Origin of the sequence: Nocardia sp. NPDC051981 (assembly GCF_040680715.1) — a bacterium.
Lineage (GTDB): Bacteria > Actinomycetota > Actinomycetes > Mycobacteriales > Mycobacteriaceae > Nocardia.
Map to the genome: position 1 here is coordinate 1 of NZ_JBFAXK010000014.1, position 12,681 is coordinate 12,681.

Below are 12,681 nucleotides of genomic sequence, written 5' to 3' on the forward strand. Positions count from 1 at the left end.
CGCAACGAGCGTGAGCTCGTGCTGGCCGGGTTGTTCGCGGAGGTGCTCGGGCTTGAGCGGGTCGGGGTCGAGGACAACTTCTTCGACCTCGGCGGACACTCGCTGCTCGCAACGCGGCTGGTGAGCCGGATCCGGACCGAACTCGGCGTCGAGGTCCCCATCCATGTGTTGTTCGACAACCCGGCAGTCGCAATGCTTGCACAGGCCATGGCCGGTATGGATGGGTCTACGCGGCCGGCATTGACGGTGCGGACCAGACCTGAGCGTGTGCCGTTGTCGTATGCGCAGACCCGGTTGTGGTTTTTGTACCGGTTGGAAGGCCCGTCACCGACCTACAACATGCCGCTGGCGCTGCGATTGTTCGGTCCGGTAGACACGACAGCGTTGGCTGCGGCGGTCGGTGATCTCGTGGCGCGGCATGAAAGCCTGCGAACGGTATTCCCGGAGATCGATGGGGTACCGGTACAGCGTGTGCTGGGAGTCGATGCGGCGACGGTGGTGGTACCCGTTGCTGAGCTGGGCCAGGCTGGCGACATCGATGTTTCTGTTAAGGCCGAGGCTGCTCATCGGTTCGATCTAGCAGCCGAAATTCCTTTGCGGGCCAGCATCTTTCGATGCGATGACAGTGAGTTCGTCTTGACGCTGGTTCTTCATCATATCGCTGGTGACGGTTGGTCGATGCGTCCGTTCGTGCGGGATCTCGGTGTGGCCTACGCCGCTCGTTGTCAGGGCCGGGCGCCTGAATGGTCGCCATTGCCTGTGCAGTATGTCGATTACACGTTGTGGCAGCGGGAGGTCCTCGGTGAGGAATCCGATCCGGACAGTGCGATGGCTGGGCAGGCGGCGTATTGGCGTGAGGCTCTTGCTGGGCTGCCCGAGCGGATCGAGCTTCCGGTGGATCGGCCGTATCCGCAGGTCGCCTCGTATGAGGGTGGCTGGGTTCCGGTGTCCTGGTCCGCGGAGTTGCATGGTCATCTCGCTGAGCTTGCCCAGCGGTGCGGTGCGAGTGTGTTCATGGTCCTGAACGCCGGGCTTGCAGTATTGCTGTCTCGGGTTGGGGGCGGTGAGGACATCGTGGTGGGCTCGCCGGTCGCCGGGCGGTCCGATGATGTGCTCGATGACCTGGTCGGGTTCTTCGTGAACACGTTGGTGTTGCGCATTGACATGTCGGGAGATCCCACGTTCACCGAGCTGTTGTCGCAGGTGCGTGAGCGAAGCCTGCAGGCTTATGCCCATCAGGATGTGCCGTTCGAGCGCCTGGTCGAGATTTTGAACCCGGTCAGGTCTGTGACGCATCATCCGTTGTTCCAGGTGATGTTCTCCTGGAACAACACCGATAGTGGCGACATCGAGATGGCGGGTTTGCGGGTTCGCCCCGAACCTATCGAAACCGGTACTGCCAGAATGGATCTGAGTTTCAGTCTGTCCGAGGACGGTGGCAACGCCGGCGGTGTCAGCGGCGTCGTGGAATACCGTTCTGATGTGTTCGATCGTTCGACGGTGGAGTCGTTGGTCGCGCGGTGGGTTCGGGTGCTCGAGGCGGTGGCTGCTGATCCGGGGTGTCGGGTGGGGGCGATCGATGTGTTGGGTGAGGACGAGCGGCGTCGGGTGCTGGTGGACTGGAACAGTTCCGGGTCCGAACGTGGTGGGTTGGAGCCGGTGACGGTGCCGGAGTTGTTCGCACGACAGGTGAGTGAGACTCCAGACGCGGTGGCGCTCGAGTTCGGCCGCCGACAGTGGACGTATCAGGAGCTGGATGAAGCCGCAGGCAGACTCGCGGCCTCATTGATCGAACTTGGAGCTTGTACCGGCAGCCACGTTGGACTGGTTTTGCCTCGGTCGGCCAACACCGTAATTGCGATTCTGGCGGTGCTGAAGACGGGTGCGGCGTATGTCCCAATCGATCCGGCTTATCCGGACGAGCGTGTGCGTTTTGTGCTTTCGGACGCCGCCCCGACGGTGGTCGTCACTACTAGTGCACTACTTGCCCGAGTGCGGACCCTGGCGGACCACGACGTCGAGTTCGTCGATGTCGCGGACCCTCGTCTTCTGGTGACTAATCCAGCTCAGCCAGCAACACTGGACGATCGATACGCAGCCTATATGATCTATACCTCAGGTACGACGGGCAGGCCCAAAGGCGTTGTCGTTACACACGCCAACCTCATCACCTTCATCGACGGGGCGATAACCCGTCTTCGACGAGGCGAGGATCGACTCGAGCCCTCGGTAACTCAACGAGTGTGGTCGCAATGGCATTCGTACGCCTTCGATGTATCTGTGTGGGAGATGTGGGGGGCGTTGCTTCAAGGCGACCGGTTGGTCGTTGTCCCAGAAGACGTGGTGCGCTCCCCTGAGGAGTTCCACCGCCTACTCGTGGACGCGGAAGTGACTGTACTCAGCCAGACGCCATCGGCTTTGGCGATGTTGTCGGCTGAAGGGTTAGATCGCGTCGATACGCTTGTTGTGGCAGGCGAGCCCTGCCCGGAAGAGTTGGTCCACCGTTGGGCTCAAGGGCGGCTGATGGTGAATGCCTATGGACCAACTGAAGCAACCGTGTACACCTCGATCAGTGCGGCATTGGCTCCCCAGGAAGGGACGCCCACGATTGGGTCGCCAGTCCCAGGTGCGTCGATGTTCGTCCTGGATCGAAGGCTGCAGCCGGTGCCGGAGGGTGTTACGGGGGAACTCTACGTCGCCGGTGCAGGTTTGGCACGCGGCTATCATGGCCGCCCAGGGATGACCTCCTCTCGCTTCGTGGCAAACCCGTTCGCATCGTCTGGTCGGGGCGAACGTCTCTACCGGACTGGCGATCTGGTGCGCTGGACTAACCGAGGTGCCCTTCATTTCCTGGGGCGTGCGGACGATCAGGTAAAGGTCCGCGGTTTTCGCATCGAACTTGGTGAGGTCGAAGCGGCAGTAACGGCGCACCCCGCAGTATCACAGGCCGCGGTGGTCACGCGGGAAGACGCGATCGGAACGGTTCATCTGGTGGCCTATGCAGCTTCACGGGCCCCGAAATCGATTGCCACCGATGTGCGACAGTCCGTCGCAGCTCGATTGCCGGAGTACATGGTTCCTGTGGTGGTGATCGTCGACGAAATTCCTCTCACACCGAATGGCAAACTGAATCGCGCGGAGTTGCCGGCACCGGATGTTGTATCCGCAGTAGAGTACCGAGCGCCGAGGTCGGCTGAACAAGAGATATTGGCGGAACTATTTGCCGAGGTGCTCGGCGTCGAACGAGTCGGGATCTACGACGACTTCTTTGAACTGGGCGGCCACTCTCTGCTTGCGATGAGATTGGTGAGCCGGATACGTACGGTCCTGGGAGTAGAAGTCCCCGTCAGAGTCGTATTCGAGGCGCATTCGGTCGTGGACCTGTCGCCGCGCCTCAATGACGGAAAGCTTGTCCGCCCGGTGTTGAGACAGGGCCCCCGGCCCGTGGATGTCCCGTTGTCGTATGCACAACAGCGGCTGTGGTTTATCCACAGACTTGAAGGACCATCGGCCACCTATAACATGCCGATGGCTTTGTGTCTGGCCGGCAAGGTTAATCCCGAGGGGTTGGCACTTGCGGTAGGGGACCTGATCAGGAGGCATGAGAGCCTACGTACGGTTTTTCCCGAAACGGACGGTGTGCCTACGCAGCGAGTGCTGGAAATCGAAGCCATGGAGTTTCCGGTAGAGATATCCGACGTCGGTGATGTCGAGCTGGCCATTGCCGAAGAGGCCGCTTACAAATTCGAACTCGCGACGGAGATTCCGATTCGAGCCAGAATACTTCGCTGCGGTAACGATGAATTCGTATTGGTCATCGTGCTGCACCACATCGCGGCTGATGGTTGGTCAGTCGCGCCATTGATGCGGGATTTGGCTGCGGCGTATCGAGCGCGACTCGACGGTAAGTCTCCGGACTGGCTTCCATTAAATGTCCAATATGCGGATTACACTTTGTGGCAGCGTGACTTGCTGGGTTCACATACCGACCAAGACAGTCTCCTCTTTGACCAATTCGAATACTGGAAGCACGAACTGGAAGATCTTCCAGAGATGCTGATGCTCCCCACAGACCGCCCGCGGCCTAAGACAGCGACCTATCGGGGTGCAGTCTACTCATTTGATATCGGCGCACAGACACGTCGTCAAATGGAGCAACTAGGTCGAAGGCGAGGCGCAACGTCGGCGATGGTTTGGCAGGCTTCCCTCGCGGCGTTGTTGCACCGGCTCGGCGGGGACAATGATATTGCGATCGGCTCACCGATTGCAGGGCGAACCGACGATGCGCTGAATGATTTGGTCGGGTTCTTCGTAAACACATGGGTCCTCCGTTCGTACGTCAAATCCGATATGCTGTTCTCGGAACTGCTCGCACAGGTTAAAGGCAAGGCGCTGGCTGCGTATGACAACCAAGACGTACCTTTCGAACTTCTCGTCGAACTCCTGAACCCGGTTCGTTCCACGGCGCATCACCCATTCTTCCAAGTGATGTTCGCGTATCAAAACAACGAGACACCCGAAATTGAAATACCGGGTGCGCGAGCATCCGCTTACAGAACCTCGACAGGGACAGCTCGCTTCGACATCTTGGTGAATGTTCAAGAAGTAGTATCAGGGTTCGAAGTAGCGGTAGAATATGCGACGGATTTGTTCGACCAGCGATCGATACAGCTCATGTTCGAGCGCCTCATGCGGATACTCAGCGCTGCTGTCAATGACCCGGAGGTGCAGATCGGGTCAATCGACCTGCTCGCCGACAGCGAGCGGGAACTGATCGGTAAATGGAGCAAGTCCGCCATCGCCGAAGAAATCGACGCCGAACATACGACGTTGCCGGACATGTTTTCACGTCAATGTCGACTGACGCCTGAAAACGTGGCGGTCCTCTTCGAGGGAATAACTGTCACCTATAACGAACTCGACAGCGAATCCAACCAGCTCGCTCGATTGCTCATCGAACACGGCGTCGGTCCAGAAACGATAGTCGCAGTTGTATTGCCGCGCTCACCCGCGCTAATCACGGCAATCGTCGCTATCGCTAAGGCGGGCGGTGCATACTTGCCGATCGACCCGGCGTATCCCATCGATCGTGTGGAATTTATGTTGGCCGATGCTCAACCCGGCCTTGTGCTTGCCAATTCCGCAACAAAATCGCTTGTGGGCGCTACAACACCAATGCTCTGGCTCGATTCCAGTGACTATGCCGCGAAAGTATCGGAACTAGAAAGTTCCCCGATTCAGGACTCCGAACGCCTTCACTCGCTGACCGCCCTGACGCCCGTTTATCTCATCTACACCTCGGGATCGACGGGAAAGCCTAAGGCAGTCACAATGCCATCAATGGGTCTGACAAATCTTCTTATGCGGCATGCAGAGACCTTTGCGCGGAGTACCCAAGCTCGAACGGCTCAGTTCACATCGATTGGATTCGACTTCTCGATACAAGAGATCCTGTCGACCTTGACGATGGGAAAGACTCTTGTTATCCCAGATAGAATCGTGCAAAAAGACATTGGCGAGTTGGTTAGCTGGATCGACAGAAACAAGATCAATGAGCTGTACGCTTCTACCTCAGCTATCGATGCACTTGCGGAGTCCGCGCTCGAGCGACGAACGACCATGGATGCACTGTCAGACATCTACCAGGGAGGAGAGGCTCTGACAATAAGCAAACGCCTCAGGATGTTTCTTTCCTCCAGGAGATCGCCGATTCAGCTGCATAATATCTACGGGCCGGCCGAGACTCATGCTGCGACTTTCCATACTCCTAACGGAGAGATGTCGCAATGGCCCGATACGATATCGATCGGTGGGCCTATAGCGAACGCTCAAATACATATTCTCGGCCCCAGTCTGGCACCTGTTCCAATTGGTGTTGTCGGGGAGCTGTATATCTCGGGTCGGGGACTGGCCCGCGGATACCGCCACCGGTCTGGGCTAACCGCACAGCGGTTTGTAGCCAACCCGTTCGGGTCGGCAGGCAGTCGCATGTATCGAACTGGTGACTTGGCGCGGTGGAACTCCGCGGGTGTACTCAATTATGTAAGCCGTGCGGACGACCAGCTCAAAGTTCGGGGCTATCGCGTGGAGCCTGGTGAAATCGAAGCCATCCTCGGATCCCATCCTGATGTAGACCGGACGGTAGTAACTACCAGCGGCGTTGGTGCCAACAAGCGTCTCATTGGATACGTCACACTCACTGCATCAGAGCATGAGGCCGGAGCGGTGATCACTGACAATCGGCCGACCGTCACAATGTTGCGATCTTACCTATCTGTGAGATTGCCCGAATTCATGGTGCCGTCGATCGTCATTGTCGATGAGTTCCAACTGACCGCGAACGGGAAGCTGGACCGAAATGCCCTGCCGGCACCGGTTTCGGATGCGGTAGATCAGGTCGCGTTTCAGGCCCCGGATAATGAAAGAGAGACGCTGCTCGCGGGATTTTTCGCCGAGGTGCTGGGGCTTGAGCGTGTCGGAGTACTTGACAGTTTTTTCGATCTGGGCGGGCATTCACTTCTTGCGACCCGTTTGGTCAGCCGCATCAAGGCGGCTTTTGGTGGAGACCTTCCCGTACGTGTCTTGTTCGAGGCGCCGAGCGTCCGTGCGCTCGCTTCGCTGTTAGATCGGGACAACCAATCGAATTACGGAGTTGAAGTTCTTTTGCCGCTACGTCGCCAAGGAATTGGTACGCCCCTCTTCTGCATCCACCCCGGAGGCGGATTAAGTTGGTCGTACGTTTCTCTGCTCAGTCATCTGGACCCGATCCATCCTGTATATGGGCTGCAACCTCGTGTGCTGAGTAGCTGCGAGACCGCGCCGTCGACATTGAAGGAGATGGCGAGGGACTATGTCGATCATATTATGGCTGTACAGGCAAAAGGACCTTATCGACTGCTGGGCTGGTCTTTCGGTGGAGTGGTGGCCCATGCTATGGCGACGGAGCTACAGAGTCGAGGTGAAAATGTCGAGTTGCTGATCATGCTGGATTCGAACCCGGTCACGGAAGCAGCACTTGAAGATATTTCGGAACCTACCGACGAAGAAATACGGGAGATACTGCAGGCCGAAAAGATGCCGTCTGGAGTAGCATCTTTCGATGCGCTGCTCGATGAATCCACCTTGAAAGGTGTGAGGAGATCTCTCAGGCAGTGTAGAAACTTGCTGCACGATTACATTCCAGATAAGTTCGAAGGCGACTTGCTGTACTTCGCGGCAGCTGGGCGTAGCAGCACCGAAGGCTCATCCCCGGCGCTCGCCTGGAGTCCATATGTCCGTAATATTGATCGAAAAGATGTTCCCTGTGAGCATGGTGAGATGCTGTACTCTTTTGCACTGTCACACATAGGTCCGGTCCTTTCGGAAGCCATCCGTAGACTTGATCGCATCTAATATAGGGAAGCCGGCAGATCGGAAGGAAACGCCGAGACGTGTGTGGTGTTGTCAGCATGGCATGCGGATCCAGTCGATGATGTACCTGATTAGTGGTTCCTCGACAGCGGTCTGTGTGATTGCGATGTGATTGATACGAAAAGGTGCGCGGCGATATCGGTTGCCGCGCACCTTGCTACCCTTGCCCAATAGACGTTGTCGGGTCTGTCAGGTGTGTCGACGGGTGTGTTGTCTTCCAGCGACGGTGCAGATTGTGGCGATGGACGAGTGGCTTGTCTGTTTTGGCTATAGTTCGTTCCACCAGGTAGCTTTGTGTCCCGTGGACACTATGGCCAGATCTGACGTAAGCGAGGTACCGCCAGTGGCTGGATCTCGAAGTATGAGCCGAGCTATTGATGATCTATACGAGGGTTTCAACAGGCGCGAGTTGTGGTTGGCGCTTGGTTGGCAGGACATCAAGCAGCGGTATCGCCGGTCCGTCATCGGCCCGTTTTGGATCTCCATCGCTACGGCAGCGCAAGCCGCCGCAATGGGTATTTTGTATTCGCAACTACTTCATCTGCCTGTTCGTGAAATGCTTCCTTGGGTAACAGTCGGGTTGATTGTCTGGAATGTCGTTCGTTCAAGTATCGTCGAGGGCTCGGAGGTATTCATTTCGAATGACGGGTTAATAAAGTTCCTCCCCGCACCTTTGAGTGTTCACGTGTATCGTTTGGTGTGGCGCCAGTTGCTCTTCTTCATGCACAACATGGTTGTTTATGCAATCGTCGTGGTTGCATGTGGCACATGGCGTCAGATGAGCTGGTACGTGCTGTTGGCATTTCCGGCCATGATTCTGATAGCTTTCAATGCAGCGTGGGTCGCGATTGTCTTCGGGATATTATCCACGCGTTATCGAGATTTGCTGCCGATTTTCGACAGTCTGACACTCATGTTGTTTGTTCTTACGCCCGTAATGTGGACGACGAAGGGTTTGAACTTAAATGAGAGAATGACTGAACGCCTCAAGATTGCCGAGCTAGTTCCTACGTTCCACTATTTGGAAATCGTAAGGGCGCCTCTGATTGGAGACCCGATTCGATGGTTCCCATGGGTCGTTGTCACATCCGCGACTGTGTCGGGCTGGGCGGTTGCCTTGTTTATGTTTCGTAGGTATCGATCTCGTATTGCCTACTGGGTCTGAAAGAAGAGGGGCTGACTGCTGTGGCCAATCGCTTTGATGGTGGTGCCGATTCGGGTGTCGGGGTGACCATTTTGAATGCATCGGTAGAGTTCCCGGTGTTCGATGCTAAATCGCGGTCGTTGAAAAACGCATTACTAGGAAAGGCGGGCGGTGTGATACGAGACGCGACGGCAGGTTCTGTCGTGGTCACCGCCTTGCGTGATATCTCGTTATCATTAAAGGAGGGCGACCGCGTCGGATTGGTTGGCCATAACGGCGCGGGAAAGTCGACACTGCTGAGACTGATTGCCAGAATTTATGAACCCACCAAGGGAACGGCCTCGGTGTGTGGTCGTGTTGCTCCGATCTTCGACCTTGGGGTGGGAATGGATCCGGAGATCTCGGGTTTTGAGAATATTATTCTTCGCGGATTATTTCTTGGGCAAACCCGTCGGCAAATGTTGGCGAAAATGGATGAAATTGCAGACTTCACCGAACTGGGCGATTATCTGAGCCTGCCGCTTCGGACCTACTCGACTGGGATGCGGATCAGACTGGCGCTCGGTGTTGTCACGTCAATCGACCCCGAGATTCTGCTTCTGGATGAAGGCATCGGCGCAGTGGACGGGGAGTTCATGGCCAAAGCCCGTGGACGGCTACGCGACTTGGTGGACCGTTCCGGAATTCTGGTATTTTGCAGTCACTCTAACGAGTTCCTTGCTCAGCTGTGTGATTCGGCAGTCTGGGTCGACCGTGGGCAGATAAAGTTGAGCGGCGGAATCGAGGATGTCGTTGCGGTTTATGAAGGGCCTGAAGCTGCTACGCAGGTGGCACGAATTCGCCGGGACATGTCCGTTGGTCCAGTCCCTGTCACATCACAAGGTAATGCTTGAGTACTGACCTAGAATTTTGATGGTTCTGACGGCTGGGCCTGGTTGCTTCGGTGTGCCGGTTCGTGGCAGTTGCGGCCGCGAAACCGTATGAGTTGGGCCCCGTTCAGGCGGCATGACTGCCGGGTTCCACGGGCCCGGAGGGTGGTCCTTTCCTTGGTCCGGGGTTCCGGTTGGTTGAGTCGGCCCGCGGCGCGGTGCCGGTGTTGCCACCGGTTCGCTTCTAATCAACAGTCGATGAGTTCCTGAGCCGTCCGGCTTTCACTTTCTCTCCGTTCCGTGCCTGGACCAGGCTCGTTTGTCGTTTCCCTGCACTTGATCATTCGGGTGAAGTAGCCTCGGCGCGGTCGATAGCTCTGCGGCCGTGCCGAAGGTTGTTCACGGAGAGTGAAGTCGAGGAGACGTGGGTTGGTGCCGTCGGCCGTGCGGGGCCTGCGCGAGTTCCGTGCTCCGGCGACCGAGGATGAGATCGCCGATTTCGAGACCGATGTGCTGTCAGGGTTCGTGCTGGCTCGGGCATCGGCCGGTCTGGTCGACTCGACCATCCGCAATGATGTGAATCGTCCTGAGCTGATGAGGGATTGGTTCGGGCGGCCGTTGTGGGAAATGCAGCCCGAAGATGCCGACACCTGTTTCGGCAAGGTGCTGCGGGAGGCGAAGCCCGGGACGCGCACCGGCCGCGTGGCCGCATTGACGGTGTTATTCGTCCATTTTCTGGAGCTTCGTCACCAGGTTGAGCTGCAGAACCTCACCGGCCGGGTTGTCGAGTGCCCGCTTGATGAGATCAACCGGCCTCGGGCCGCGGTGGATCCGCAATTGCGGATCCCGTCGACGGTCGAGGAGATCGAGGTGCTGTTTGCTGGGTGGCGGGAGGAGCTGGCGACCTGCCGCAAGTTCGCCCGGACCGCCCGCAACTACGCCGTGGCGCGGCTGACCGCCGACGTGGGGCTGCGGATCAACGAGGCCCGCATGCTCGATCTGGACGACGTGCGCTGGGAGTTGGGGCGGTCGGGAAACTGAATGTCTGTCACGGCAAGGGATCTCGTCGCAAGGGCCCGAAACCCCGGCTGGTGCCGCTGATCAACGGCGCCGACAGGAGTCTGCGCTGGTTCATCGAAGATGTGCTCGGCAAATTCGACATCGACGCGACCGGTCACGGGGTGCCGCTGTTCCCGTCCGAACGCAAGAACACTGACGGCAGCGCCGGGCGGGCAGCAGCGGATGTGTTCCGTCGTACCCTCTCCGACGCGGTCGATCGGCGTCTGCCGACGTGGTCGGGAAAGTTGACGCCGCATGTGCCGCGGCATTTCTGCGCTTCCCAGCTCTATCTGGCCGGGATGAATCTGTTCGCCGTTCAGGAATTGCTCGGATACGCCTGGACCGGGACAACGGCCCGGTATGTCTGCTGTCAGGCGTGGTCGGCCAGAGTCCAGGGGTTGGGAATCGTGTTGCCGCGATACCGATATCGAGTGATCGGCACCTCGGCAAGGTAGAACAGTTCGATCCCGTCCGCCGACGGTTTGTGCCACCGGCCGGTGTGGTCGGCGAGGCGTCGGTGAACGTCTTTCCATCTCAAGCGGTGCAGCCGCTTCCACCAGCGGACAACTCGCCACCAGACGAAGTGGTCGAGATTGCTCATGGTGTGTTTGCAGACCGCATGCCAGAAATAGTTGGACCATCCGCGCAGGATCCGATTGAACGACAACCTGACACCGCTGCCGATCCGGCTGCGCCCACTGCGCGGCGAAACCGCCGAGTCCTATGTGATCCGTCTCGCGGTCGCCAACCATCTTCCACCGAGCTATCTGCGGCGCCTGATCACCCCGGGCAGACGAGGAATGGGCGCCATCGACCCCGACAAGCTCGCCGCTGTCAGCGCCCGCAGCACTGAGGTCATCCTGCGCATCTTCGACGAGCTCGCCGCCCGCCGCCGCCCCAACGCACCAGAACCGCCGCCCAACAGCGCTATCGCGCCCGCCGCAACGCCGAAGCGAAACGGCGTCGATACTCGGCCATCCGCCGCGATCACAAAGCAGGGCTGTCCCGGCGCGCCATCGAACGTAAGCACAACGTCGGATGGCACACCGTCGCAGCAGCTCTCGCGTCCCCGACCCCGCCCCCGCGAAAGAAATACCCCGACCGCGGACGACCCGGCCTCGGAGACCTCGCCGCTCAGATCGACACGCTTCTGGCCGCCAATCCCACCGCCAGCACCCGCGAGATCTGGGAGCACCTACTCGACCACCACCATGCCGCGGTCGCCTACACCGCCGTCAACGCCTACATTGTCGACCGCCGAGGACCCACTCGACGAGCCGGGCAGAGCTCGACCCGAGCCTCTAGGCTCGACAACGTGATCATCTGGCTGAACGGAACCTTCGGAGCCGGAAAGACCACCACAGCAAAGGAATTGACCGAGCTGCTACCCAAATCACGGATCTTCGACACAGAGGTAGTCGGGCTCATGCTCCGCCACGTCCTCGCCACCGAAACCGTTCGGGACTTCCAGGACCACCCGCCCTGTCGCGGACTGGTCGTCGCTGCGGCCACACAACTCCTCGACTATGTCGGCGGCGTTCTCATCGTTCCCCAGTCGGTTCTCGTTCACCAATACTGGCAAGAGATCCGCACCGGGCTCGAAAGCGCCGGCGTCTCACTGCATCACTTTCGTTCTCCATGCCGAACGCGAGGAACTGCGTCGCCGCATCGCAACCGACCCCGCCAATCCGAACTCGCCCTGGCGTCTCGAGCACCTCGACGACTACGACGCCACCCGCTCATGGCACAGCCAGGAAGCCCACGTCATCGACACCACCAACCTGAAGCCGAGAGCCATCGCACCTCAAATCGCCGAAGCCGCAGGAATTTCCGGCAGATGACATACGGATTCTCACTCCCGACCCACTACTAGTGAGAGACGAACCGCGCCACGCTATCTCCAGCAGCGACATGCAGATGCAGATGGCGGTTGTGTTGTTCACTACCGAGAGCCGTCAGAACCTGACAACCGCCATGCTCGTCCACCACGCGCTGCGCGACGTCCTGGACGACCTCCAGCAGATGCGCCCCGGAGCGCTGGCTCCAGCTCCAAGAGCGACCGGACATGAAGTTTCGGCACCACGATCACATGCTCGGTTCCGAACCCCTTTGGCTTCACTGGTGAATCCCAGCGTGGTTTGCTGACGAATCTCCGCCGACCTCGGTGTGTCGGGTGGGTCGATACTGGTGAATCTCTGT

Annotated in this window: 8 protein-coding genes; 7 read left to right on the forward strand and 1 reads right to left on the reverse strand. The window is 58.6% G+C overall.

Translation table 11 applies throughout. From position 1 onward, the window contains the following. The first annotated feature begins 18 nt into the window (after positions 1–18). The 5 genes from AB0L60_RS23470 to AB0L60_RS23490 all read left to right on the forward strand — a co-directional run bounded on the left by AB0L60_RS23470 (position 19) and on the right by AB0L60_RS23490 (position 10,937). Positions 19–7,392 carry an amino acid adenylation domain-containing protein gene (locus AB0L60_RS23470; protein WP_364617442.1) on the forward strand — a complete coding sequence of 2,458 codons (7,374 nt, stop codon included), beginning with the start codon at positions 19–21 and terminating at the stop codon, positions 7,390–7,392. A 379-nt stretch (positions 7,393–7,771) separates the two neighbouring features. Further along, on the forward strand, positions 7,772–8,575 hold the full coding sequence (locus tag AB0L60_RS23475; RefSeq protein WP_364617444.1) for an ABC transporter permease: 804 nt from the start codon (positions 7,772–7,774) through the stop codon (positions 8,573–8,575). A gap of 20 nt (positions 8,576–8,595) precedes the next feature. After that, positions 8,596–9,447, forward strand: coding sequence for an ABC transporter ATP-binding protein (locus AB0L60_RS23480; RefSeq protein ID WP_364617446.1), 852 nt, complete (start codon positions 8,596–8,598; stop codon positions 9,445–9,447). A 408-nt stretch (positions 9,448–9,855) separates the two neighbouring features. After that, complete coding sequence (locus AB0L60_RS23485) at positions 9,856–10,464, forward strand: hypothetical protein (protein ID WP_364617448.1); 609 nt, start codon at positions 9,856–9,858, stop codon at positions 10,462–10,464. A 50-nt stretch (positions 10,465–10,514) separates the two neighbouring features. Continuing rightward, entirely contained in the window at positions 10,515–10,937 is a 423-nt protein-coding gene (locus AB0L60_RS23490; RefSeq protein ID WP_364617450.1) for a tyrosine-type recombinase/integrase, read from the forward strand. On the opposite strand, the gene AB0L60_RS23495 is transcribed toward AB0L60_RS23490, so the two are convergent. Then, complete coding sequence (locus AB0L60_RS23495) at positions 10,853–11,149, reverse strand: group II intron maturase-specific domain-containing protein (RefSeq protein ID WP_364617452.1); 297 nt, start codon at positions 11,147–11,149, stop codon at positions 10,853–10,855. The two genes, AB0L60_RS23490 and AB0L60_RS23495, sit on opposite strands and share 85 nt — an antisense overlap. Between AB0L60_RS23495 and AB0L60_RS23500 the strand changes: the two genes are divergently transcribed. After that, positions 11,139–11,801 carry a TniQ family protein gene (locus AB0L60_RS23500; protein WP_364617454.1) on the forward strand — a complete coding sequence of 221 codons (663 nt, stop codon included), beginning with the start codon at positions 11,139–11,141 and terminating at the stop codon, positions 11,799–11,801. The genes AB0L60_RS23495 and AB0L60_RS23500 overlap by 11 nt on opposite strands. A gap of 207 nt (positions 11,802–12,008) precedes the next feature. Next, positions 12,009–12,323: a hypothetical protein gene (locus AB0L60_RS23505; RefSeq protein WP_364617456.1), complete on the forward strand. Its 315-nt coding sequence runs from the start codon at positions 12,009–12,011 to the stop codon at positions 12,321–12,323. Positions 12,324–12,681: the final 358 nt, after the last annotated feature.